Here is a 25,612-nt window from a genome sequence, read left to right on the forward strand (position 1 = left end):
ATAGATGAACATCTATACATTTGATTTTGACGAGATAGAAGATCAGGGTGATTTCTACCGCGAGTTTACGCGCACGTTCGGTCTGGCGCGGGAAAAGGTGGTTGATTTGGATTCTCTGTGGGAGGTGGTGATCGGCGAAGTCTTGCCGCTGCCGCTGGAAATTGAATTTGTCCATTTGCCTGACAAACTACGCAGGCGATACGGCGCGTTGATTTTACTGTTCGATGAAGCGGAAGAAGAGCTGGAAGGGCAGTTGCGTTTTAACGTTCGTCACTCGATGTAAAACATAAAAAAGCCCCCGGCAGGCGGGGGCAAGTCGTCGGACTTAGACGACGAGGGTTTATTTGTAGAGTTCTGCAGTAGCGTGCCAGTGAGCACCTTCACGGAGTTCGGTGACGCGATAGCTGCTGGCGCCTGCTTTTTCAGCTTTAGCGGCGATAGCCTGACGCATGTCCATTGGTGAACTACCGATCTGAGAGACGGAGATGCTACCGATGGATTGCAGATTCTGTGCTTCTTGTGAGTTCACCTGAGTAACCGCGGCGCTTGCACCGAAGGAGAGAACAGAAAGAAGGCTTAAGGTTGCAATAGTAGTTTTGATTTTCATGATATTTACCTCGTCGAATTCTTTTATAGGGGTCTGCGTTTCGTGACCCTCATCACAAAATCAAGTATACACTAATAACTCGATAAATTAATACCACGCTAATTGTTTCGTTGGGTATTAAGTGTTAAGAAAAATGTTTTTTATAACTAAATGGAATTAAAAATGGAGTTAAAAACACCAGTTGTTAGATAAATATAATAAAATCATGAGTATACAAAATTTTGCAAAATGTGCGTTTTTAAAACTACGTATTCACCACGTGAATGTATTTTGATGGTTAAACGCACCATTTGTTAAATCAATAGCAGTGAAAAATAGAAGGAAGGGGATGGAAAGAGAGTGTTTTCCCCCGCCGCGAGGCGACGGGGAGGCGGTATTACAGTTCTTGTTCGAACAGTTCCAGAATGGCTTCGTACAGATCTTTTACCGTAAAACCCTTAGCTGGGGTGGTGAAGATGGTATCGTCACCGGCAATCGTACCCAGGATACCTTCCGCTTTCCCCAATGAGTCCAGCAGACGTGCAATCAACTGAGCAGCGCCAGGGCTGGTATGAATAACCACGACCGCATCGTTATAGTCGATATCCAGCACCAGATTTTTCAGCGGACTGGAGGTCGTGGGTACGCCCAGCTCAGCCGGAAGGCAGTACACCATTTCCATTTTCGCATTGCGGGTACGCACGGCGCCAAATTTGGTCAGCATGCGTGAAACCTTGGACTGATTGATATTATCAAAGCCCTGATCCTGCAACGCGAGGACGATTTCGCCTTGAGAGCTGAACTTTTCTTCTTTAAGTAGCGCTTTAAACGCCTTTACTAATTCTTCTTGTTTTGCCGAGCTTCGCATAAGTCACCCGTAATATGGCGGTAGAAACAACATTATTGTGCATACAGATGAATTTTTATGCAAACAGTCTGCCTTGTTCAAGGCTGAAATAATGTTATGAAAGAGCGGAATTTTATCAAATTTCGTTATCAAGAAACATGCCTGTGTCACGGCTCGCAAATAAGGTTAAAAGTAAATTAAATGTTATCAAATTGATGTTGTTTTGAGAGGTGGGTAGGGTATATTGTCAGCACCTGTTGGAAAGTTGCTCTACTGTGTGGGTGGTTTTGAATTACGTAACTTAGGTTTTATTTTACGTAAGTTAAATGCATAAAAGCCAAATTTGCGTGACTACGCATTCTTGACGCGTGGTTGTTGTATTCATTGGATTTGTGAATTAAGGTCGCCGCCGCGGAGCAATAGACATTTTGCTTATCAATATAATAAGGAGTTTAGGATGAAAGTTGCAGTCCTCGGCGCTGCTGGTGGTATCGGTCAGGCGCTAGCATTACTGTTAAAAACCCAACTGCCTTCAGGTTCAGAACTCTCCCTGTACGACATCGCTCCAGTAACACCTGGTGTGGCCGTTGATTTGAGCCATATCCCTACTGCTGTGAAAATCAAAGGCTTCAGCGGCGAAGACGCTACCCCTGCACTGGAAGGTGCTGATGTGGTACTGATCTCTGCGGGCGTCGCACGTAAACCGGGTATGGATCGTTCCGACCTGTTCAACGTCAACGCCGGTATCGTGAAGAACCTGGTGCAGCAAGTTGCTAAAACCTGCCCGAAAGCGTGTATCGGTATCATCACCAACCCGGTGAATACTACCGTTGCTATCGCTGCAGAAGTGCTGAAAAAAGCAGGCGTATACGATAAGAACAAACTGTTTGGCGTGACCACGCTGGACATCATCCGCTCCAACACCTTTGTGGCGGAACTGAAAGGCAAACAACCTGGCGACGTTGAAGTTCCTGTTATTGGCGGCCACTCTGGCGTGACCATCCTGCCACTGCTGTCACAAATTCCTGGCGTAAGCTTCACCGAACAAGAAGCCGCTGACCTGACTAAACGTATCCAGAATGCGGGTACTGAAGTTGTGGAAGCTAAAGCCGGTGGCGGTTCTGCAACCCTGTCTATGGGTCAGGCTGCTGCACGTTTCGGCCTGTCCCTGGTTCGCGCATTGAGCGGCGAAAAAGGTGTGGTTGAATGTGCTTACGTTGAAGGCGACGGCCAGTATGCTCGCTTCTTCTCTCAGCCGCTGCTGCTGGGCAAAAACGGCGTAGAAGAGCGTCAGTCTATCGGCAAGCTGAGCGCGTTTGAACAAAGCTCGCTGGAAGGTATGCTGGATACGCTGAAGAAAGATATCACTCTGGGCGAAGAGTTCGTTAAGTAACGCGAAGAGAGGCCTGCGTGTATTTGTAGGCCTGATAAGCGTAGTACCATCAGGTATTACGAGTTAACGCCCTACGATATGCCTAATAAAAACCGGAGCTAATTGTGCTCCGGTTTTTTTATGGTAAGTGGGCAGCCAGACGTGACGTTAGTTGGTGGCTGGGTATTCCTGGATCGTTACCTGCAGCGTCAACTGTTTGTCATCACGCATCACGACAACGGAGATAACTGAACCTGGTCGAATCTCTGCCACCTGGTCCATCGTTTCCAGCGCAGACACCGCCGGTTTGTTATTGACCGAGATAATCAGATCGTTAACCTGAATGCCTGCCTGCGCTGCCGGACCATCCGGGGCTACTTCGTTAACCACAATGCCCTGAATTTGATCCATCCCGCCGCCCTGAGCATGCAGTGGCGCAATTTCGCGACCGCTGATGCCGATGTAGCCACGAATCACGCGCCCGTCACGAATCAGCTTATCCATGATTTTCGTTGCCAACTGAAAAGGGATGGCAAAGCCGATCCCTTCCGGGGTTTCGCCATCGTTACTCTTATCAAACGACAGCGTGTTAATCCCCATCAATTCACCCAGTGAGTTGACCAGCGCACCGCCGGAGTTTCCGTGGTTGATGGAGGCATCCGTTTGCAGGAAGTTTTGCCGCCCTGTCGGGTTCAGACCAATTCGACCGGTGGCGCTGATAATCCCCTGAGTGATGGTTTGCCCAAGGTTGTACGGGTTACCGATGGCGAGTACCACATCACCAATGTGCGGCACGCGTTTGTTATTAATTGGGATTGTTGGCAGCCCGCCAGTGGCGTTGATTTTCAGCACCGCAAGGTCGGTTAACGTATCAGACCCCACAAGCAGCGCTTCAAATACGCGACCGTCCTGCAATGCGACGATGATTTGGTCGGCATCGTTAATGACGTGCTTATTGGTAATGATATAGCCGCGCTGATCCATGATAACGCCTGAGCCGAGCGTGCGGATCTCAAGCTGGTTGTGCGCGGTACTGTTCATACTGCGGTTATAAACATTCACGACGGCAGGCGCTGCGCGGCGAACGGCCGGGTTATAACTAGCGGGCGTTTCATCTGCACTGTCGAACTGCGGTGCGGTAAGCGTATTAATTTTTCGCAGAGAGGGCATCGCGGCCAGCAGGATGGCGCCGACGATTAAACCAATCGCGACCGAACGTAAAAGCTTCACAAACATGATGGCGGCGTCATTAATAAAGGGAACGGCAGCAGCATATCACGAGTTTACCGGACATCACACGAGGGGCTGATGTCCGGTTGCATGCGTTAACGCAGGAGCAGGTAAATACTCTCGTTACCGCGCACCACCTGCAGAGCGATGATCGACGGTTTCGCTTCCAGCACTTTGCGCATTTCAGCGATCGAGTTTACGCGATCGCGGTTAACGCCAATAATAACGTCATCTTTATGCAGACCGGCCTGTGCGGCAGGGCTGCTTTTTTCTACGTTATCAATTCTGATGCCTTTGGTGCCGTCTTTTAACTGGCTGTCGCTGAGCGTGGCCCCTTGCAACGCAGGCGCAATCATCTCTGCGCTGGCGGACGATGATGTGCTGGTATCGAGGGTGACTTCAACCTCCAGCGGTTTACCGTTACGCAGCAGACCCAGTTTGACCTTGGTCCCAGGTTCAGTTGTCGCAATGCGTGAACGCAGTTCGGCGAAGCTGTTAAGCGGTTTACCGTTGAGGCTGGTAATGACGTCACCTGATTTCACCCCTGCTTTTGCGGAGCCGGAGTTAGGCAGAACCTCACTGACAAACGCGCCACGCTGTACGTCCAGTTTGAACGCTTTGGCGATGTCGGAAGTCATTTCGGTGCCTTTAATGCCCAACAGACCGCGTTTGATTTCACCAAACTGCATCAGCTGCTGTGCCAGCGTGCGCGCCATGTTGCTCGGGATTGCAAAACCAATTCCGATGCTGCCGCCGCCGGGGGCCAGAATCGCGGTGTTAATACCGATCAGCTCACCGTTCAGGTTGAGCAATGCGCCGCCGGAGTTACCGCGGTTGATAGAGGCGTCAGTCTGAATAAAGTTTTCCAGACCTTCCAGATTCAACCCACTGCGACCCAAAGCCGATACAATGCCGGAGGTGGCTGTTTGACCCAAACCGAACGGGTTACCCACAGCCACCGCGAAATCACCCACGCGGAGTTTGTCCGAGTCAGCAATGGCAATTTGTGTCAGGTTGCTGGGGTGTTGAATTTGTAGCAGTGCGATATCGCTCTGATCGTCGCTGCCAATAAGTTTTGCGTCGAACTCACGCCCATCATTAAGCTGAACGCTGATTTTTTGCGCCTGGTTAATGACATGGTTATTGGTCAGGACGTAGCCTTTGGCGGCATCAATAATGACCCCTGAACCCAGCCCTTCAAAAGGTTGCGAAGGTTGATCGGGAAGTTCATCACCAAAAAACTTTTTGAACTCTTCCGGGACTTTCTGCCCCTGAGTGGCGGTGCCTTCAACCCTTACGCTCACCACGGCAGGTAACACTTTCTCCAGCATCGGGGCGAGGCTGGGGAGCGCAGCCTGACCGGGAACCTGGCCGGGAATCGACGCTGCGGCCGGGAATGGCGCCGAGAGAGTTAACCCGACACTTAACGCTAATGCACTCAACAGCTGGGTTTGTTTTTTCATGGATCCTGCTCTCGTACCTTGAGTAAACGGAAGATGATTCAAAACAGGTTGATGTTATTGAATTTTCGGTTTGGTCACAATGCGGCTAACGACTAAATAATAGCTGGGACAGGAAGAGAAGCGGAGGGCGCAATTGCTGCGCCCAATAAATTTCTTAATGATGTGCGGTTAGTCGCGCTTTGCGCCGCTACGCAGCAGGCCAGATGCCCCTTCAGAATAGTCACGTGGCATCTGAACCGGCGCCTGATCGTTGCCTGCTTCAGACTCTGCCAGACGGTTACGGAACGGGTTGTTTTCCGGCGACATACCCGGCAGCAGGTTGCTGGAGCTTTTCGCCATGTGCTGGTAAATCTGACGATAATCGTCCGCCATGTTATCCAGCAATTCAGCGCTGCGGGCAAAGTGGCTCACCAGCTCTTCGCGGTACTCTTCCAGCTCAGCTTTATTTTTTTCCAGTTCGTACTGCAATGCCTGCTGTTGGCGTAATTTACGATTACCAAAACGCATGGCTACAGCACCAATAATGATACCGACGACTAACCCAATTAGCGCATATTCCCAGGTCATGAACATCTCCCGTTGTCTTGTGTTTCCGTAGGGTGTTGGCTTTAGGCTCCATGCCTGCGCCTGATTATGCCACTATAACCGCTAATCCCGTAGAAGTGGAATCCCGTGTTTATATCACGTAATGTAGAACGGCCTTTTTTTCGTCAACCGTGAGCGACGGCACATCGATTCTCAAGGAATAACAATAACATCATGCAAAGCTTTTCCCCGACATCGCGTTACCAGCAAGCCCTCAACGACGGCAGTCATCAGCCCGACAATGTACAACTCGAAGCCGTGAATCGACTGGAAACAATTTTCCAGGCGCTTACGACGCCAGCACGTTCTGCGCCGCAGGAGAGTGGACTGATGGCGCGTTTTGGAAAATTGCTGGGCAAGCGTGAGTCGCCGATCAACGCACCGGTGCGTGGCTTGTATATGTGGGGCGGAGTTGGGCGCGGAAAAACCTGGCTGATGGATCTGTTCTACCATAGCCTGCCGGGCGAACGTAAACAGCGTTTGCACTTTCACCGTTTTATGCTGCGCGTGCATGAAGAGCTTACTGCCTTACAGGGGCAGAGCGATCCGCTGGAAATCATCGCCGACCGCTTTAAGGCCGAAACGGACGTGCTGTGCTTCGACGAATTTTTTGTTTCTGATATCACCGACGCCATGCTGCTCGGCGGCCTGATGAAGGCGCTGTTTGCCCGTGGCATTACGCTGGTGGCGACCTCCAATATTCCGCCAGATGAGCTGTATCGCAACGGTTTGCAACGCACACGGTTTCTTCCTGCCATTGATGCCATTAAACAGCATTGCGACATCATGAATGTCGATGCCGGCGTCGATTATCGTCTGCGCACCTTAACGCAGGCGCATTTGTGGTTGTCACCATTGAATGAGGAAACCCGCCAGCAGATGGATAAACTCTGGCTGGCATTAGCGGGAACCAAAGGTGAACATGCGCCAACGCTGGAGATTAACCATCGTCCTATGCAAACCCTGGCTGTAGAAAATCAGACGCTGGCAGTGTCGTTCACCACGCTCTGCGTTGATGCCCGGAGTCAGCATGACTACATTGCGCTGTCGCGTCTGTTTCACACGGTGCTGTTGTCTGATGTGCCGGTCATGACTCCGCTGATGGAGAGTGAAGCGCGACGCTTTATCGCATTGGTGGATGAGTTCTACGAACGCCACGTCAAGCTGGTGGTCAGTGCGGCATCACCCCTCTATGAAATTTATCAGGGCGAGCGTCTGAAGTTTGAATTTCAGCGCTGTTTGTCGCGTTTGCAGGAGATGCAAAGCGAAGAGTATCTGAAGCGGGAACATTTAGCCGGTTAAACCTGCCGCAAATCACATAAAGGGGTCGATCTTTGACCCTGACTTCTCTATAATCTTGCGACCCCACGTTACGAGAGAGTTTTTTTCCCAAAACTTTCTATGTGCCGGCATAGGCTATTCGAAGGGGTAGGTTTGCTGGACAATGTCGTGTGAACCTCAACTGACAAAACGTTTGGGTGTTCACCAACGTGTAACTTATTTATTTGGGTAAGCTTTTAATGAAAACTTTTACAGCTAAACCAGAAACCGTAAAACGCGACTGGTATGTTGTTGACGCGACCGGTAAAACTCTGGGCCGTCTGGCTTCCGAACTGGCTCTGCGCCTGCGCGGTAAGCACAAAGCGGAATACACTCCGCACGTAGATACCGGTGATTACATCATCGTTCTGAACGCTGACAAAGTTGCTGTAACCGGCAACAAGCGTACTGACAAAGTGTACTATCACCACACCGGCCACATCGGTGGTATCAAACAAGCGACCTTTGAAGAGATGATTGCTCGCCGTCCTGAGCGTGTGCTTGAAATCGCGGTTAAAGGCATGCTGCCAAAAGGCCCGCTGGGTCGTGCTATGTTCCGTAAACTGAAAGTTTACGCTGGCAACGAGCACAACCACGCGGCACAGCAACCGCAAGTTCTTGACATCTAATCGGGATTATAGGCAATGGCTGAAAATCAATACTACGGCACTGGTCGCCGCAAAAGTTCCGCAGCTCGCGTTTTCATCAAACCGGGCAGTGGTAAAATCGTAATCAACCAACGTTCTCTGGAACAGTACTTCGGTCGTGAAACTGCCCGCATGGTAGTTCGTCAGCCGCTGGAACTGGTCGACATGGTTGAGAAACTGGATCTGTACATCACTGTTAAAGGTGGTGGTATCTCTGGTCAGGCTGGTGCGATCCGTCACGGTATCACCCGCGCTCTGATGGAGTACGACGAATCCCTGCGTGGCGAACTGCGTAAAGCTGGCTTCGTTACCCGTGATGCTCGTCAGGTTGAACGTAAGAAAGTCGGTCTGCGTAAAGCACGTCGTCGTCCTCAGTTCTCCAAACGTTAATTGTACTCTGCTTCGGCAGACGACAATTTGCGAAAAAACCCGCTTCGGCGGGTTTTTTTATCGTTATTTCTCGCCTCAGATCCACGGTAATCCGCTGATTGCCACCTCTTTTTCCCCATTTCAAGAATCGACTCACCACAAAGGTCACAAAATCTGGTAAACTATCATCCAATTTTCTGCCCAAATGTCCGGTATCGTTCATTTTTTGTTTGTATTTTGAACAGCAATGACTTTCCCGAGCCTGGGTGACATCACTTCTGGCTGGCCACCGAGTGGCTGGTAGCAGTAAAAATTCTGAATATACCTGGAGGTTTTCATGGCTGTCGCTGCCAACAAACGTTCGGTAATGACGCTGTTTTCTGGTCCTACTGACATCTATAGCCATCAGGTCCGCATTGTGCTGGCTGAGAAAGGTGTTAGTTTCGAGATTGAGCATGTGGAGAAGGACAATCCACCTCAGGATCTGATCGACCTCAACCCGAATCAGAGCGTACCGACACTGGTGGATCGTGAGCTGACCCTGTGGGAATCTCGCATCATTATGGAATACCTGGATGAGCGCTTCCCGCATCCGCCGCTGATGCCGGTTTACCCGGTTGCGCGTGGTGAAAGCCGCCTGTACATGCAGCGTATTGAAAAAGACTGGTACACGCTGATGAACGTCATCGTGAACGGTTCTGCATCTGAAGCCGAAGTCGCGCGTAAACGTCTGCGCGAAGAACTGCTGGCAATCGCGCCAGTATTTGGCCAGAAACCTTACTTCCTGAGCGATGAGTTCAGCCTGGTAGACTGCTACCTGGCGCCGCTGCTGTGGCGTTTACCGCAGCTGGGCATTGAATTCAACGGTGCAGGTTCGAAAGAACTGAAAGGGTACATGACTCGCGTCTTCGAACGTGACTCTTTCCTGGCTTCTCTGACTGAGCCTGAACGTGAAATGCGTCTGGGCCGGGGTTAACCTGTATGGATTTGCCACAGCTAACACCACGCCGTCCGTATCTGCTGCGCGCGTTCTATGAATGGTTGCTAGACAACCAGCTCACGCCGCATCTGGTGGTGGATGTGACGCTCCAGGACGTGCAGGTTCCAATGGAATATGCGCGTGACGGGCAAATTGTTCTGAATATTGCACCGCGTGCGGTGGGCAACCTGGAACTGGCTAACGATGAAGTGCGTTTTAACGCGCGCTTCGGTGGTGTGCCGCGTCAGGTGTCTGTGCCGTTGGCTGCCGTTCTGGCAATTTATGCACGTGAAAATGGCGCCGGTACGATGTTCGAACCGGAAGCCGCCTACGACGAAGATGTTGCCAGCTTAAATGATGACGACAACGACGCGTCTGGTTTTGAGAGTGAAACGGTCATGTCGGTCATTGATGGCGATAAGCCTGACAATGGCGATGACAACGATCCGGACGATACTCCGCCACCGCCTCGCGGTGGGCGTCCAGCGCTGCGCGTAGTGAAATAAATAGTGAAATAAAAAACAGGCCCTTTGGGGCCTGTTCTGTTTTCTGGCTTTGGCATCAATAAAACAGCGCGATGGTGGCTACCATATTCACCACAAATCCTACTGCCATCGGGATTGCTGTACGTTTTACCACTTCAAAGGGCGATACGCCGGCAATACCCGATGTCACGACAATTACAGCGGTTATGGGTGACACCGCGCGGGCAAGCGTAGTGGCAAAATGCATCGGCATAATCATTACTACGGCAGGAATATGCAGCCCGGCGGCAATATCCGGAATGAGGCTGGCAAAAGACATAAACGGCGCGTTGCCTGACCCCATGACGATCGCACAGGCGGCAATGACTACAGCCATGATGATCATTACGCCGATGCCGCCAAGACCGGAATGCTCTGCGCCTTTTATGACGGCGTCGACAGTCCCGATAGTCGTCAACCCTTTCGCAAAGATTTCACCGGCGACCACCAGTGTGACAACGTTGGCAAACTGCGTCCCCATGCCGTCAAAAAAAGCCTGCACATCATCCATCGTTTCGCGCAGATTATGTTTATGCAGGAATTCAACAAACATAGTCAGCGTCATGCTCATCAACATCACCACCACCAGATTCAACTCTGCTTTCATTAGTCCCATTTGTGCAAGAGCAAGCGAGCCCAGCATCAGGATCAGCGGCATGACAGGTAGAATGGCGTAATAGAGCGGAGGTACGTTTTCCAGCGTTTTTTGTTCAGCAAATCCGTTGCTTTCCGGTGCGGCTTTTTTGTCAAATTGACGCTGAACGAAAAAATGCGCAATGGCGACGGCGACAATGACACACGACGCGACGGGCAACTGGTATTGAAAGAAGTAGGTGGCGATTTTCATACCCGCAACCTGCGCGGCAAAAATAGAGTTGGTTTCCAGAATGCCCCACTCAATTGACATCGAGGTGGCAATCACCGCGACAGCGGATAAACGACTCACGCCAAGACTGACCAGCGTCGGGAACAGCGTCACCATCAGCAGCATGCCTAACCCGGACGCGCTGGTAATGAACTGCGCCATGATCTGACCAATCACATAGGTGGCGGCAAGCACAACATAGGGTGAGCGGATTAATTTGAGCGGGCGACTTAACAGACTAACCATCGCTCTGCTGGCTCCCATTCTGTCCATATAACGGGCATAACCACCCACTGCCATGATTGATAACCCCAATCCGGCCGCGCGGTTGGAGAGCATACGCAAAATTTCATTGTAAATATCGACCAGTAGATAGCCACTGCTTTTGTCGTCAGCGACCAACGCGCCGTAGCCCAGCCAGACGCCGCAGATCATCAGAAAGATCCCGGCGGCGGCCAGCACGACCTGTGGTTTGTAGTTTTTGAGGATCAGGTAACCCATCGTTAATAAAACGATGACAGAGATAATGATGCCGAACATTGTTTCACTCCATGCCAGAGAAGAAGATAAATCCGGTAATAACGCTGTTGTCAAAACGGATGTTATATTTTTTTGGGCGTTTTTTATGGAGTGAATATCTTATTTTTAATTCGATGTTTAAATTATTTATCGTTTTAAAATAGATAGTTATGACAATTTATCACGTTAACGTTCATAAATTTCATGAAGATGATATAACGCTATTCAATTAAAAATAGGCGGAAAATATTCGCTTAAAATAATATTGCTGTTACGTATGTTTTCAATAAGCCAGCCGGATCAGATCGTCCATCATTTCACCCTGCTTTCGATCCTGTGTTAGGATAAACCCGCTGTTGTTTGTCACCACGACTTAGCTGAATGGACCCTATGAACGCATTTGATTCGCAAGCTGAAGACTCTCCATCTACCATTGGCCGTAGCTTACGCAATCGCCCGCTGGCGCGTAAAAAACTGTCTGAAATGGTTGAAGAAGAACTGGAGCAGATGATTCGTCGTCGGGAATTTGGCGAGGGCGAACAGTTGCCGTCTGAGCGGGAGCTGATGGCCTTCTTTAACGTGGGCCGTCCTTCTGTACGAGAGGCGCTGGCCGCGTTAAAACGCAAAGGTCTGGTACAAATCAACAACGGCGAGCGCGCCCGCGTTTCGCGTCCTTCAGCTGATACCATCATCAGCGAGCTGTCTGGTATGGCGAAAGATTTCCTCGCACATCCCGGCGGCATTGCCCACTTCGAACAGTTGCGACTGTTCTTTGAATCCAGCCTGGTGCGATACGCTGCCGAACATGCGACGGATGAGCAAATCGACAGACTGGCGAAAGCACTGGAGATCAACAGCCAGTCGCTGGATGACAATACGTTGTTCATCCGCTCGGACGTTGATTTTCACCGCGTACTGGCGGAAATCCCAGGTAATCCCATCTTTATGGCTATCCATGTTGCGCTGTTAGACTGGCTGATTGCCGCCCGCCCGACCGTTGCCGATCAAGAGCTGTATGAGCACAATAACGTGAGTTATCAGCAGCATATCGCTATTGTTGACGCAATTCGCCAGCGCGATCCTGAAGAAGCTGACCGCGCACTGCAAGAACACCTCAACAGCGTTTCCGCGACCTGGCACGCCTTCAGCAAAAGTAAAAAATCGCGTAAGTGATCGCGATCCTGACGATCGTTTAGTGAAGTAGATCGCACTATAAGCGTTCTCTATTGTATTGCTGCTTATTTGATCTGGTATAACAGGTATAAAGGTATGCAGTCAGATAACACTAATCATCATCAGAGGTCGTTATGGCAAGAGATTTAAAAGGCGTAATGCCAGCGTTGTTAACCCCATTCGATAACCAACAGCGACTGGACATCGAGAGTTTGCGCCGCCTGGTGCGTTTCAACATTGGTCAGGGTGTAGACGGGCTCTATGTCGGTGGCTCAACGGGTGAGGCCTTCGTCCAAAACCGCGTTGAAAGAGAGCAGGTACTGGAAATTGTTGCCGAAGAGGCAAAGGGCAAGGTGACGCTGATCGCCCACGTTGGCACGGTGAGTACCGAAGAGAGCCAACAGCTGGCGAGCGCCGCGCATCGCTACGGCTTTGATGCCGTTTCGGCCGTCACACCGTTTTACTATCCGTTTAGCTTTGAAGAGCACTGCGATCACTACCGCGCAATTATTGATTCCGCTGATGGTTTGCCGATGGTGGTCTATAACATTCCGGCGCTGAGCGGCGTAAAACTGACGCTGGATCAGATCAACACGCTGGTGACGCTGCCAGGCGTTGGCGCACTGAAGCAAACTTCGGGCGATCTCTATCAGATGGAACAGATCCGCCGCGCTCATCCCGATCTGGTGCTTTATAACGGCTATGACGAAATCTTCGCTTCTGGGCTGCTCGCGGGCGCAGATGGCGGTATTGGTAGCACTTACAACATCATGGGATGGCGCTATCAGGGAATTGTGAAAGCGCTCAAAGAAGGTGACATCCGGACGGCGCAAAAGCTGCAAACCGAGTGCAATAAGGTTATCGATCTGCTTATTAAGGTTGGCGTGTTCCGCGGTCTGAAAACAGTACTGCACTATATGGATGTGGTTTCTGTTCCACTGTGCCGTAAACCCTTTGCTCCGGTAGATGAACGCTTTCTGCCGGAACTGAAAGCGCTGGCAAATCAACTGCTGGCGGAAAAGGCGTAATCACGGGTCGCCGGGGGCGCTTCGCTTGCCCGGCCTGGATTTTTCGACCGTAGGCCGGGTAAGGCAAAGCCACCACCCGGCACAACAACAAAATCATCGGGAGAGTAAAATGAGTACTTCTACCCAGAGCATCCCGTGGTATCGCCATCTCAATCGGGCACAATGGCGGGCATTTTCCGCCGCCTGGCTGGGATATTTGCTTGATGGTTTCGATTTTGTGTTAATCGCCCTGGTGCTGACAGAAGTGCAGGGCGAATTCGGATTGACGACGGTGCAGGCCGCCAGCCTGATCTCGGCCGCCTTTATCTCCCGTTGGTTTGGCGGGTTAATGCTGGGGGCAATGGGCGACCGCTACGGACGCCGCCTGGCAATGGTCACCAGCATCATTCTGTTCTCTGTGGGAACGCTGGCCTGCGGTTTCGCGCCGGGCTACACCACCATGTTTATCGCCCGCCTGGTTATCGGTATGGGAATGGCGGGTGAGTACGGCTCCAGTGCAACCTATGTTATTGAAAGTTGGCCTAAACACCTGAGAAACAAAGCCAGTGGTTTCCTGATTTCAGGCTTTTCCGTTGGTGCCGTGATCGCCGCCCAGGTCTACAGCCTGGTGGTTCCGGTCTGGGGGTGGCGTGCGCTGTTCTTCATCGGCATCCTGCCAATAATCTTCGCCCTCTGGCTGCGTAAAAATATTCCGGAAGCGGAAGACTGGAAAGAGAAACACGAAGGCAAAGCGCCAGTGCGCACGATGGTGGACATTCTCTACCGGGGCGAGCATCGGGTAATTAATATTCTGATGACGCTCGCTGCTGCCACCGCGCTGTGGTTCTGCTTTGCGGGCGACCTGCAAAATGCGGCTATTGTGGCGGTCCTGGGGCTGATATGCGCGTTTATCTTCATTAGCTTTATGGTGCAAAGCAGCGGGAAACGCTGGCCGACGGGCGTCATGCTGATGGTGGTTGTGCTGTTTGCCTTCCTGTACTCGTGGCCGATTCAGGCGCTGTTGCCAACCTATCTGAAAACCGAACTGCTGTACGATCCTTCCACGGTGGCCAGGGTGCTCTTCTTTAGCGGCTTTGGTGCGGCGGTCGGTTGTTGCGTCGGCGGTTTTCTTGGCGACTGGCTGGGCACGCGTAAAGCCTATGTCTGCAGTCTGCTGGCCTCGCAGTTGCTGATTATACCGGTATTTGCGATAGGCGGTTCAAACGTCTGGGTACTGGGTTTACTGCTGTTTTTCCAGCAAATGCTCGGCCAGGGGATCTCCGGGATCTTACCAAAACTGATTGGCGGCTATTTCGATACCGATCAGCGTGCGGCGGGGCTGGGCTTCACCTATAACGTGGGCGCACTGGGCGGGGCGCTGGCTCCGATCATCGGTGCGCTGATTGCCCAACGTCTGGATCTGGGTACCGCGCTGGGATCGCTCTCTTTCGGTCTGACATTTGTAGTGATCCTGCTGATTGGTCTTGATATGCCGTCCCGTGTACAGCGCTGGCTGCGTCCTGAAGCGTTGCGTACGCATGATGCCATTGATGGTCGACCGTTTAGCGGTGCCGTGCCGTTCGGTGGTGACAAAAGCACTATGGTGAAATCCAAAAGTTAATCCAATTGCCCGGTGCTGAACCGGGCAATAGCAGTAAGGGAAGAAATATGTCGTTCTTAGAGCTACAAAGCGCCACCACGATGCAAAAGGCTGTGTCATGACCACGCTGGCGATTGATATCGGCGGCACCAAATTGGCTGCCGCGCTGGTAGACAACAATCTGCAAATTCGCGAGCGGCGTGAACTGCCGACGCCTGCCAGCAAAACGCCGCAAGCGCTGCGCGCCGCGTTACAAACACTGGTTGCACCGCTACAGGGGCGTGCTAATCGAGTAGCGATCGCCTCAACGGGGATTATCCGTGAGGGGGTTTTACTGGCGCTGAATCCGCATAACCTCGGCGGGTTGATGCATTTTCCGCTGACACAAACGCTGGAACAAATCACCGGCCTGCCGACGCTGGCAGTCAATGACGCACAGGCTGCGGCGTGGGCTGAGTACCATGCGCTTGGCGGTGAGTACCGCGATCTGGTGTTTATTACCGTCTCCACCGGTGTGGGCGGGGGAGTCGTCAGCGGTAGGAAACTGCTGACCGGGACTGGCGGTCTGGCTGGGCATCTGGGACATACGCTGGCTGATCCGCATGGGCCGGTGTGCGGCTGCGGGCGTGTGGGCTGCGTTGAGGCGATCGCTTCCGGTCGTGGAATAGCGGCGGCAGCCGAAGGCGCGCTTGCTGGATGCGACGCCAAAGCCATTTTTAACCTGGCCGGACAAGGTGATGAGCAGGCAAGCAGGTTGATCCATCGCTCGGCGCGCACTTTGGCAAGGCTTGTTGCCGATGTGAAGGCCACGACCGATTGCCAGATTGTGGTGATTGGCGGCAGCGTTGGGCTGGCTGAAGGGTATCTGGCGCTGGTGGAACATTATTTGGCACAAGAGCCTTTGGCCTATCACGTGGAATTACTGGCAGCGCATTACCGCCATGACGCTGGATTACTGGGGGCCGCGCTGTTGGCCCAGGGAGAATAATGATGATATCAGATGCGTTGAATTCACTGCCTTCTGCCGGATTACATCCGGTCTTGCAGCAGGCGTTAACGCTTGCCATTGCGGCGAATCCGCAGGAGAAGACGCCTGGGCGCTACACGTTGCAGGGCGAGAATATTTTTATGAATGTCATGCAATTTACAACGCAGAGTCCAGAGCAAAAGAAAGCGGAGCTGCATCAGCAGTACATTGATATTCAGATGCTGTTGTCCGGCGAAGAACGGATTCTGTTCGGGATGTCCGATTCAGCTCGTCAGTGCGAAGAGATGCACATTGAGGATGATTATCAGCTGTGCAGCCAGATTGCCGATGAACAGGCTATGGTACTGAAGCCGGGAAAATTTGTGATTTTTATGCCGGGCGAGCCGCATAAACCGGGTTGTGTGGTGCAGGCTCCGATGGACATCAAAAAGGTGGTAATCAAGGTCCGCGCCAGCTTATTACACACCTGAAGATAAGAGATACCGTGTCGGATATGCTATCCGACACGGTATATAACGACCTAGCGCTTAAATGTCACGGTTTCTGGCTGCGTCAGATGCAGTGTGGTTTGGCTCGGGACCGTCTCGGCAATGACTCGACCGTGACGAATGGAATAACGGGCTGGCGTCTGGCGACGAACCGCGTCAAACCCATTTTCTGCAGGTAAAATCACCAGATTCGCAGAATTCCCCACGTTCAGACCGTAGTCCTGCAGGTGCAGGGTTTTCGCGCTGTGGGTTGTGACCAGGTTCAGCCCATCGTTAATCTGTCCGTATCCCATCAACTGGCACACGTGTAATCCCATATGCAACACCTGCAGCATATTCGCAGTGCCTAGCGGATACCACGGATCGAAGACGTCATCATGACCGAAGCAGACGTTGATTTCCGCCTCCAGCATCTCTTTGACGCGCGTAACACCGCGACGTTTAGGATACGTGTCAAAGCGTCCTTGCAGGTGAATATTCACCAGTGGATTTGCGACAAAGTTAATACCGGACATTTTCAACAGACGGAAAAGACGGGAAGCATACGCGCCGTTATAGGAATGCATCGCCGTAGTATGGCTGGCGGTCACACGCTCGCCCATATTGTAGCGATGCGCCAGCGCCGCAACGGTTTCAACAAAGCGGGATTGCTCATCATCGATTTCGTCACAGTGCACGTCGATAAGCCTGTCGTATTTTTGCGCCAGAGCGAAAATCTTATGCAGCGACTCCACGCCATATTCACGCGTGAATTCAAAGTGTGGGATCGCGCCAATGACGTCGGCGCCCAGACGCACGGCTTCCTCTAAGAGCGCCTCACCGTTGGGATAAGAAAGAATGCCTTCTTGCGGGAACGCGACGATCTGCAGCTCTACCCACGGCGCGACTTCTTGCTTCACCTCCAGCATGGCTTTTAGCGCCGTCAACGTAGGGTCGGAAACGTCAACGTGCGTACGAACATACTGAATGCCGTTGGCCATCTGCCACTTAAGGGTCTGCATGGCGCGCGCTTTAACGTCTTCGTGAGTGAGCATTGCCTTACGTTCGGCCCAGCGCTCAATGCCCTCAAACAACGTGCCAGACTGATTCCAGCTCGGCTCGCCCGCGGTTTGCGTAGTGTCCAGATGGATATGTGGTTCAACGAACGGTGGGATAGCCAGACCGCCTTCAGCATCAAGCACTTCACCCTGTGGTAACGTCGCAGTGTCTTGAGGCTCGATACGGCTAAAGCGCCCGTTTTCAATCGTGATTTGCCACAACCCTTCACGTCCCTGTAAACGCGCCTGATGAATGGTGATGTTATTATTCTGCATGGCTGACCTCCGGGGATTTAGCAAGGCTGCGATTGAAAAGTGGATTCAGCAGGATATAGCTGAATACGCCGCCGAGTACGGCGTTGACGGGCACAATACCGGGAATATAGTGACCTGCGGCAATGCCCAGTGCAACGGACAGGATCGCTACCCAGTTTACGGGAATAAATTGCGCTTTGCTGAAGTCGGCATAGCGGCGATGGTTCAGCAGATAGTCAGCGATAATCACCCCGCCGATTGGGGGGATCGCTGCCGACAGAAATGTCAGCCAGCCGACAAAGTTATTGTAAAGCCACAGCGCGCACAGTGTGCCGATAATACCGTTAGCCACTGACAGCGTACGGCTGGAAAGGCCGGTAATATTGGCAAATCCCAGGCCTGAGGCGTACAACGCATTATCGTTGGTGGTCCAGATATTCAAGCCGAGTACCACAATCGCGGGCAGTAGCAGTCCCTGGGCAATCATCACGTCAGAGATATCCGCCTGTCCAACCGCAGCCGCGCCCGCAGCGCCGAAGATGAACATCAAGGAGTTACCAAGGAAAAACGCCACCATGGCGATCAGCACCGCGCCTTTGGCGTTGCGGCCAAAACGGACGAAGTCAGCGGTTAACGTTCCTGCGCTGACAAACGAACCGACCACCAGCGCCAGTGCGGTTGAGAAATTAAGCGGCGTTTGCGGCACTATCGCTTTTAAATGGTCTAAACCGCCGACATCGCTTACCGCCAGCCAAACAGAGTAGCTGCCAAGAATGACGATGGCAGGTACGGCTATGATAGACAAAACGGTCAGTGCCGAGATGCCAAAAAAGATGGTCAGGGTCATCAACAGCCCGGAAACCGCAATCAGGATATTAACGTCAATCCCTGTCGCTTTACCCACCGGGATAGCAAACATGGCCACACCGACGCCAAACCAGCCTACCTGTGTACCGCCTAATAGCAGGGAGGGAAGCCATGAACCTTTCACACCAAATGAGTAACGCGCCAGAAGGTGGGTTGAGAGCCCTGTTTTTGCGCCGATAAAACCGAGAAATGCAGTGTAAATACCGAGGAGAAGATTACCGAAGAGAACTGCCAGGAAGAAATCATTATAGGAAAGACCGGTACCGAGTGTGCCACCGGTCCACATACTGGCGGAAAAAAATGTGAGCCCCAACATCACAAATGTTAGTGGAATCACGCCTTTCCGCGCCGCCTGAGGGACGGGGCCCTGGCTATAATTGTTGTCCTGCGACACAACGCCTCCATGAATTTTGCCCAAAAAATCCGCCGCATAATATACAGTTCTCAGAATAAAGCAAACGTTTCCGTGTGATATTTTCTTGATAATTATTCGTGGGGTTAATGGTTCGCTGGTTTTTCTCCGTCGTCAGTGAACTACCGTGTGCGAGTTGAGTTTCCAGCATGGTTTGCGAGCGGCTTTCGAAGAATGATTCCGCATGTATTTTGCGGAGAAATATTGGCTCCCCATCCATCAGCGTCAGGCTGTGGCAGGGGAGCCAGGAGTATTATACTTCCAGGTAGTTCAGGATACCGTCCGCCGCTTTACGACCTTCGGCAATCGCGGTGACCACCAGATCCGAACCGCGCACGATGTCGCCACCGGCGAAGATTTTCGGGTTGCTGGTCTGGAAGGCGTTGTCGCTGCGCTCTGGGGCAATAATGCGACCCTGAGAATCCAGTTCGACGCTATGTTTTGCCAGCCACTCCATACTGTGCGGACGGAAGCCAAACGCCAGTACCACCGCATCAGCCGGAACAACGTGCTCGGAACCGGCGATAATCTCCGCGCGGCGACGGCCCTTCGCATCCGGTTCGCCCATTTCAGTACGCGCCATTTTCACGCCGCACACTTTACCGTTGGCATTCACTTCCACGCCTAAGGGCTGGATGTTGAACTGGAACTCGACGCCTTCTTCACGCGCATTTTTCACTTCGCGTTTGGAACCCGGCATGTTCTCTTCGTCACGACGATAGGCGCAGATGACGTGTGCTGCATTCTGGCGAACCGAGGTCCGCACGCAGTCCATCGCGGTATCGCCGCCGCCGAGAACGACGACGCGTTTGCCTTCCATACTGATGTACGGCTCGTCGCTGCTTTCGCCAAAGCCCATCAACTGTTTGGTATTGGCGATCAGGAACGGCAGGGCATCAAATACGCCGGAAGCGTCTTCGTTTTCCAGCCCACCGCGCATAGACTGATAGGTACCTACGCCAAGGAAAACGGCGTCATAATCTTTCAGAAGATCGTCAAGCTGTACATCGCGGCCTACTTCCACGTTCAATTTGAACTCAATGCCCATACCGGTGAAGATCTCACGGCGACGGGTCATGACTTCTTTCTCCAGCTTGAAAGCCGGAATACCGAAGGTCAGCAGACCGCCAATTTCCGGGTGACGATCAAAGACCACCGCCTTCACGCCATTACGGGTCAGCACATCAGCACAGGCCAGGCCTGCCGGACCCGCACCGATGATCGCCACACGCTTGTCGGTTTGACGCACGCCGGTCATATCCGGACGCCAGCCCATTTCGAATGCTTTATCGTTGATATAACGCTCGATGTTGCCGATAGTTACCGCGCCGAACTCATCGTTCAGCGTACAGGATCCTTCACACAGACGATCCTGCGGGCACACGCGGCCACAGACTTCCGGCAGAGTGTTGGTCTGGTGCGACAGTTCTGCCGCTTCAAAAATACGTCCCTCGTTCGCCAGCTTCAGCCAGTTCGGGATGTAGTTATGCACCGGGCACTTCCACTCGCAGTACGGGTTACCGCAGGACAGGCAGCGGTCTGCCTGCGCTTTGGCCTGGCCTTCGGAAAACGGCTCGTAGATCTCAATAAACTCGATCTTGCGGATCTTCAGCGGCTTCTTAGGCGGATCAACGCGCTGCAGGTCGATAAATTGGTATACGTTCTGACTCATTGCTGCTACCCCTTACTGCGCCTGCACACGCAGCTCTGCTGCGCTACGACTACGGTGACCCAACAGTGCTTTCACATCACTGGATTTTGGTTTTACCAGCGCGAATTTCGCCGAGAATGCTGGCCAGTTAGCCAGGATCTCTTCGCCGTGTGAAGAGCCGGTATGCTGTACGTGCTCGGTAATCAAACCGCGCAGGTGTTCCTCGTGGATCGCCAGCGAGTCCACGCTCAGCACTTCTACCAGTTCCGGGTTCACGCGTTTGCGGAATTCACCGTCTTCGTCGAGCACGTAGGCGAATCCGCCCGTCATACCCGCTCCGAAGTTGACGCCCGTTTTTCCGAGAATACAGACGATGCCGCCGGTCATATATTCGCAGCCGTTGTCACCAATACCTTCAACTACGGTGATTGCGCCGGAGTTGCGTACCGCAAAGCGCTCACCTGCGCGACCCGCGGCAAACAGACGGCCACCTGTAGCGCCATACAGACAGGTGTTACCAATGATGCTCGCCTCATGGCTACGGAAAGCAGAGCCAACCGGAGGACGCACTGCCAGCAGGCCGCCCGCCATACCTTTACCGACATAGTCGTTGGCATCGCCGGTCAGATACAGCTCCACGCCGCCCGCGTTCCACACGCCAAAGCTCTGGCCTGCGGTACCGCTGAAGTGCGCTTTGATCGGGTCAGACGCCAGCCCCTGATCGCCGTGTGTCTGAGCGATATAGCCCGACAGCGACGCACCAACGGAACGGTCGGTGTTGCGGATATCGAACCAGAAGGTTTTGCTCTGGCGCTCGTCGACATACGGTTTCGCCTGCTGTAACAACTGGGCGTTCAGCACGCCGTTATCAAACGGCGGGTTGTTCTCGGTGCAATGCAGCGCTTTACCCGGATGCGGTTCGGCGGTTTCCAGCAGACGAGACAGCTCCAGTTTCTGTTGCTTAGCGGTAAACCCTTCCAGCTCTTTGAGCAGGTCGGTACGACCAATCAGATCCACCAGACGCTTCACGCCCAGTTGTGCCATCAGCTCACGGACTTCGCGGGCGATAAATTCAAAGTAGTTAGTCACTTTGAACGGCAGGCCGTGATAGTGGTTCTTACGCAGTTTGTCGTCCTGAGTTGCCACGCCGGTTGCGCAGTTGTTCAGGTGGCAAATACGCAGGTATTTACAGCCCAGCGCCACCATTGGGCCGGTACCGAAGCCGAAGCTTTCCGCACCCAGAATCGCCGCTTTAATGATATCGACACCGGTTTTCAGACCGCCATCGACCTGCAGACGAATCTTGTGACGCAGGCCGTTAGCGACCAGTGCCTGCTGGGTTTCCACCAGGCCGAGTTCCCATGGGCAGCCCGCGTATTTCACCGAGGAGAGCGGGCTTGCGCCGGTGCCGCCATCGTAGCCAGCAATGGTGATCAGGTCCGCATAGGCTTTCGCCACGCCCGTGGCGATAGTGCCGACACCCGGTTCGGAAACCAGCTTCACGGAGATCATCGCTTTCGGGTTGACCTGTTTGAGGTCGAAAATCAGCTGCGCTAAGTCCTCGATAGAGTAGATATCGTGGTGCGGCGGCGGGGAGATCAACGTCACGCCCGGTACCGAATAGCGCAGTTTAGCGATGTACGGGGTGACTTTATCACCCGGTAACTGACCGCCTTCGCCAGGCTTCGCGCCCTGAGCGACTTTAATCTGAATGACATCGGCATTGACCAGATACGCCGGGGTTACGCCAAAGCGACCGGAGGCAACCTGCTTAATTCGCGACACCTTGTTAGTGCCGTAGCGCGCAGGGTCTTCGCCGCCTTCACCGGAGTTCGAGTTGCCGCCGATGCTGTTCATGGCTTCGGCCAGCGCTTCGTGTGCTTCGGGGCTTAATGCGCCGATGGACATCGCCGCGGTATCAAAGCGTTTAAACAGTTCGGTTGCGGGTTCTACTTCATCAATGCTTACGGCTTCGTCGCCAGGCGTGATCGCCAGCAGATCGCGCAGCGTGGCTGCCGGACGCTCATTGACCAACTTGGCATATTCCTGATAGTCGCTGTACTCGCCGCTTTGTACCGCCTGTTGCAGCGTGCGCACCACATCCGGGTTGTAGGCGTGGTATTCGCCGCCGTGAACGTATTTGAGCAAACCGCCCTGGCTGATGGGTTTACGCGCGAGCCAGGCATGTTTGGAGAGGTTCAGCAAATCCTGCTGGAAGTCGGTAAATCCTGCGCCGCTGATGCGGCTGACCACGCCCTGGAAGCACAGTGCCACGACATCATCGTGCAGACCAACCGCTTCAAACAGCTTCGAACAGCGGTAAGAGGCGATGGTCGAGATGCCCATTTTGGACATGATTTTGTACAGACCTTTGTTGATGCCGTTACGGTAGTTCAGCATCACGGTCCGGTAATCTTTGGCAATCGCCTGAGTGTCGATCAGCCGTCCCAGCGTTTCATACGCGAGATACGGATAAATGGCCGTCGCGCCAAAGCCGAGCAGGACAGCAAAATGGTGCGGGTCGCGGGCACTGGCGGTTTCAACGATGATGTTGGCGTCGCAACGCAGGCTTTGTTCTACCAGTCGCGTTTGCACTGCGCCCACGGCCATCGGTGCCGGAACCGGCAGGCGGTTTTTCGCGATGTTACGGTCAGAGAGCACCAGCAGCACCGTACCGTTACGCACCATCTGTTCCGCCTTATCGCACAATGCTTTGACGGTCTCTTCGAGCGTGGTTTCAGTCACGTCGAAGGTGATATCGAGGCGGTCAGCGCGATAATGATCCTCTTTCATAGTGGTGAGCTGGGTGAAATCGGAGTACAGCAGGATCGGCGATTTAAAGCTCAGACGGTGTGCCTGACCTTCGGCTTCGCAGAAGACGTTCATCTCACGACCGATGCTGGTGGCCAGCGACATGACGTGCGCTTCGCGCAGTGGGTCGATCGGCGGGTTAGTCACCTGCGCGAACTGCTGGCGGAAGTAGTCATAAATGATGCGTGGCTGGCTTGAGAGCACCGCAAACGGGGTATCATCACCCATTGAACCGACCGCTTCCTGACCGTTTTCGCCGAGCACGCGGATCACGGAATCCAGCTCTTCGGCGCTGTAGTTAAACTGTTTCTGATAGCTGGCGAGGGTGTCATCGTCCAGTTCGCGGCTGCCGACCTGATCGTCAGCCAGGTCTTCGAACGGCACCAGGCGGCGGACGTTTTTCTCCATCCACTCTTTGTACGGGTGGCGACTTTTCAGATCGTCATCGGTTTCGGCGGAGTGCAGAATGCGCCCGCTGCGGGTATCGATAACCATCAGTTCGCCAGGGCCGACGCGACCTTTCTCGACGACTTCATCCGGCTGATAATCCCAGATCCCAACTTCAGAGGCGCAGGTAATCAGCTTGTCTTTGGTAATGACGTAGCGCGCCGGACGCAGGCCGTTACGGTCAAGGTTACAGGCAGCAAATCGACCGTCGGACATAACAATGCCCGCCGGGCCATCCCACGGCTCCATGTGCATGGAGTTAAAGTCAAAGAACGCGCGCAGCTCCGGGTCCATATCCGGGTTGTTCTGCCAGGCTGGCGGCACCAGTAAACGCATGGCGCGGATAATGTCCATCCCGCCTGCCAGCAGCAGTTCCAGCATGTTATCCATCGAACTTGAATCTGAGCCGGTTTCGTTAACGAACGGTGCGGCGTCGTGCAGGTCAGGGATCAGCGGCGTCTGGAATTTATAGGTACGTGCGCGTGCCCACTGGCGGTTGCCGGTGATGGTGTTGATTTCACCGTTATGCGCCAGGTAGCGGAACGGTTGCGCCAGCGGCCAGCGTGGTACGGTGTTGGTGGAGAAGCGCTGGTGGAACAGGCAGATGGCCGATTCCAGACGCAGATCCGCCAGGTCCAGGTAAAAGCGTGGCAGATCCGCCGGCATACACAGACCTTTATAGATATTGACCAGGTTCGACAAGCTACAGACGTAGAAGTCTTTATCATCCTGGAGGCGTTTTTCGATACGACGACGTGCGATGAACAGGCGACGTTCCATATCACGCGGACGCCAGCCCGCAGGGGCGTTGACAAAAATTTGCTCGATACGAGGCAGGGAGGAGAGGGCGATTTCACCGAGAACACCTTCGTTGGTCGGCACGTCGCGCCAGCCGACAATCGACAGGGTCTCCTGCTGTAATTCTTCTTCGACAATGCGACGAGAAGCCGCAGCCAGCTCAGCGTCTTTATTTAAAAAGATCATGCCGACGGCGTAGTTTTTGGCTAAACGCCAGCCGCGCTCTTGCGCCACGATGCGGAAAAAACGGTCAGGTTTTTGTAACAGCAAACCGCAACCATCGCCGGTTTTACCATCGGCAAGAATTGCGCCACGGTGCTGCATGCGGGCCAGTGCGTGTATGGCGGTACGCACTACCTTGTGGCTAGGTTCGCCTTCTATGTGGGCGATCAGGCCGAAACCACAGTTATCCCTCTCAAGGGATTTATCGTACAACATATCAGTGAACCTCCCCAGGCTCTGCGGGATTCCCATCTGGACCGTTGCGCACGGGCACACCAAGAGCATGGCGACGGGGTTTGCGTGTCATACGCTTACCTCGCATTCGCCCTCTTTATCCTTTTCGCATAGGTCAAACAAGTTTGAGGACTTGCTTCAGAGGGAATCTCAATTACTGCATAAATATGATGAGCAGACTGCTCATCCAGAAAGCTTCCAGCGGATTTCCACGTTATCGGGAATCCACACACAGGTCAAATGGCAATCTTATTTATGCAAAAATGTGCTATAGGGCGATTAACTTTATGAATATGTTGAAATTTAAGGCTTTTTT

General features: G+C 53.1%; 22 protein-coding genes. 12 read left to right on the top strand and 10 right to left on the bottom strand.

Annotation, left to right across the window (positions count from 1 at the left end; genetic code table 11):
* Positions 1-4: 4 nt before the first annotated feature.
* Positions 5-283, top strand: a complete 279-nt coding sequence (locus tag BZK41_RS11560) for a hypothetical protein (protein WP_003025168.1) — start codon at positions 5-7, stop codon at positions 281-283.
* Between the two features lie 57 nt (positions 284-340).
* Here the strand turns inward: BZK41_RS11560 and yhcN are convergent, their stop codons facing one another.
* Both yhcN and argR read right to left on the bottom strand, forming a co-directional pair.
* Positions 341-607, bottom strand: coding sequence for a peroxide/acid stress response protein YhcN (gene yhcN, locus BZK41_RS11565; RefSeq protein ID WP_079938247.1), 267 nt, complete (start codon positions 605-607; stop codon positions 341-343).
* A 376-nt stretch (positions 608-983) separates the two neighbouring features.
* A complete protein-coding gene (gene argR, locus BZK41_RS11570; protein WP_003025162.1) occupies positions 984-1,454 on the bottom strand; it encodes a transcriptional regulator ArgR in 471 nt (156 codons plus the stop codon).
* Between the two features lie 436 nt (positions 1,455-1,890).
* Here argR and mdh point away from each other — a divergent pair, with 436 nt between their 5' ends.
* Entirely contained in the window at positions 1,891-2,826 is a 936-nt protein-coding gene (mdh, locus tag BZK41_RS11580; protein ID WP_008785953.1) for a malate dehydrogenase, read from the top strand.
* Between the two features lie 147 nt (positions 2,827-2,973).
* Here the strand turns inward: mdh and degS are convergent, their stop codons facing one another.
* From degS to zapG, 3 genes are all read right to left on the bottom strand, one after another.
* Positions 2,974-4,041 (bottom strand): outer membrane-stress sensor serine endopeptidase DegS, encoded by a 1,068-nt coding sequence (gene degS, locus BZK41_RS11585; RefSeq protein WP_003025154.1) that lies wholly within the window; start codon positions 4,039-4,041, stop codon positions 2,974-2,976.
* Positions 4,042-4,130: 89 nt separating this feature from the next.
* Positions 4,131-5,498 (bottom strand): serine endoprotease DegQ, encoded by a 1,368-nt coding sequence (degQ, locus tag BZK41_RS11590; RefSeq protein ID WP_079938248.1) that lies wholly within the window; start codon positions 5,496-5,498, stop codon positions 4,131-4,133.
* A 168-nt stretch (positions 5,499-5,666) separates the two neighbouring features.
* Positions 5,667-6,065, bottom strand: a complete 399-nt coding sequence (zapG, locus tag BZK41_RS11595) for a Z-ring associated protein ZapG (protein ID WP_003025147.1) — start codon at positions 6,063-6,065, stop codon at positions 5,667-5,669.
* Between the two features lie 192 nt (positions 6,066-6,257).
* Between zapG and zapE the strand changes: the two genes are divergently transcribed.
* The 5 genes from zapE (at position 6,258) to sspB (ending at position 9,904) form a co-directional block, all read left to right on the top strand.
* A complete protein-coding gene (gene zapE / locus BZK41_RS11600; protein ID WP_079938249.1) occupies positions 6,258-7,385 on the top strand; it encodes a cell division protein ZapE in 1,128 nt (375 codons plus the stop codon).
* A 218-nt stretch (positions 7,386-7,603) separates the two neighbouring features.
* Positions 7,604-8,032 (top strand): 50S ribosomal protein L13, encoded by a 429-nt coding sequence (gene rplM / locus BZK41_RS11605; RefSeq protein ID WP_003025141.1) that lies wholly within the window; start codon positions 7,604-7,606, stop codon positions 8,030-8,032.
* 15 nt (positions 8,033-8,047) lie between these two features.
* A complete protein-coding gene (rpsI, locus tag BZK41_RS11610; protein WP_003025138.1) occupies positions 8,048-8,440 on the top strand; it encodes a 30S ribosomal protein S9 in 393 nt (130 codons plus the stop codon).
* A 316-nt stretch (positions 8,441-8,756) separates the two neighbouring features.
* The gene (gene sspA / locus BZK41_RS11625) at positions 8,757-9,395 is read left to right on the top strand and encodes a stringent starvation protein SspA (protein WP_003025132.1); all 639 of its coding nucleotides are present in this window, start codon (positions 8,757-8,759) and stop codon (positions 9,393-9,395) included.
* A 5-nt stretch (positions 9,396-9,400) separates the two neighbouring features.
* Positions 9,401-9,904: a ClpXP protease specificity-enhancing factor gene (gene sspB / locus BZK41_RS11630; protein ID WP_003025130.1), complete on the top strand. Its 504-nt coding sequence runs from the start codon at positions 9,401-9,403 to the stop codon at positions 9,902-9,904.
* Positions 9,905-9,959: 55 nt separating this feature from the next.
* On the opposite strand, the gene dcuC is transcribed toward sspB, so the two are convergent.
* Complete coding sequence (gene dcuC, locus BZK41_RS11635) at positions 9,960-11,327, bottom strand: anaerobic C4-dicarboxylate transporter DcuC (protein WP_003828798.1); 1,368 nt, start codon at positions 11,325-11,327, stop codon at positions 9,960-9,962.
* A gap of 360 nt (positions 11,328-11,687) precedes the next feature.
* Between dcuC and nanR the strand changes: the two genes are divergently transcribed.
* The 5 genes from nanR (at position 11,688) to nanQ (ending at position 16,544) form a co-directional block, all read left to right on the top strand.
* On the top strand, positions 11,688-12,479 hold the full coding sequence (gene nanR / locus BZK41_RS11640) for a transcriptional regulator NanR (RefSeq protein WP_079938250.1): 792 nt from the start codon (positions 11,688-11,690) through the stop codon (positions 12,477-12,479).
* A 134-nt stretch (positions 12,480-12,613) separates the two neighbouring features.
* Positions 12,614-13,507: an N-acetylneuraminate lyase gene (gene nanA / locus BZK41_RS11645; RefSeq protein ID WP_032945137.1), complete on the top strand. Its 894-nt coding sequence runs from the start codon at positions 12,614-12,616 to the stop codon at positions 13,505-13,507.
* 109 nt (positions 13,508-13,616) lie between these two features.
* Positions 13,617-15,107 (top strand): MFS transporter, encoded by a 1,491-nt coding sequence (locus BZK41_RS11650; protein ID WP_032945135.1) that lies wholly within the window; start codon positions 13,617-13,619, stop codon positions 15,105-15,107.
* Positions 15,108-15,204: 97 nt separating this feature from the next.
* Complete coding sequence (gene nanK, locus BZK41_RS11655) at positions 15,205-16,074, top strand: N-acetylmannosamine kinase (RefSeq protein WP_079938251.1); 870 nt, start codon at positions 15,205-15,207, stop codon at positions 16,072-16,074.
* A 2-nt stretch (positions 16,075-16,076) separates the two neighbouring features.
* Entirely contained in the window at positions 16,077-16,544 is a 468-nt protein-coding gene (gene nanQ, locus BZK41_RS11660) for an N-acetylneuraminate anomerase (protein ID WP_079938313.1), read from the top strand.
* Between the two features lie 50 nt (positions 16,545-16,594).
* Here nanQ and BZK41_RS11665 read toward each other — a convergent pair whose 3' ends face one another.
* The 4 genes from BZK41_RS11665 to gltB form a co-directional block, all read right to left on the bottom strand.
* Complete coding sequence (locus BZK41_RS11665; protein ID WP_079938252.1) at positions 16,595-17,875, bottom strand: cytosine deaminase; 1,281 nt, start codon at positions 17,873-17,875, stop codon at positions 16,595-16,597.
* Positions 17,865-19,115 carry a cytosine permease gene (gene codB / locus BZK41_RS11670; RefSeq protein ID WP_079938253.1) on the bottom strand — a complete coding sequence of 417 codons (1,251 nt, stop codon included), beginning with the start codon at positions 19,113-19,115 and terminating at the stop codon, positions 17,865-17,867. The genes BZK41_RS11665 and codB overlap by 11 nt, the downstream gene beginning before the upstream one ends.
* 271 nt (positions 19,116-19,386) lie before the next feature.
* The gene (locus BZK41_RS11675) at positions 19,387-20,805 is read right to left on the bottom strand and encodes a glutamate synthase small subunit (RefSeq protein ID WP_079938254.1); all 1,419 of its coding nucleotides are present in this window, start codon (positions 20,803-20,805) and stop codon (positions 19,387-19,389) included.
* 12 nt (positions 20,806-20,817) lie between these two features.
* Positions 20,818-25,278, bottom strand: a complete 4,461-nt coding sequence (gltB, locus tag BZK41_RS11680) for a glutamate synthase large subunit (RefSeq protein WP_139762602.1) — start codon at positions 25,276-25,278, stop codon at positions 20,818-20,820.
* Positions 25,279-25,612 lie beyond the last annotated feature (334 nt).

The organism is Citrobacter sp. A316, from assembly GCF_002042945.1.
In the GTDB taxonomy this organism is placed as follows: Bacteria; Pseudomonadota; Gammaproteobacteria; order Enterobacterales; family Enterobacteriaceae; genus Citrobacter; species Citrobacter portucalensis.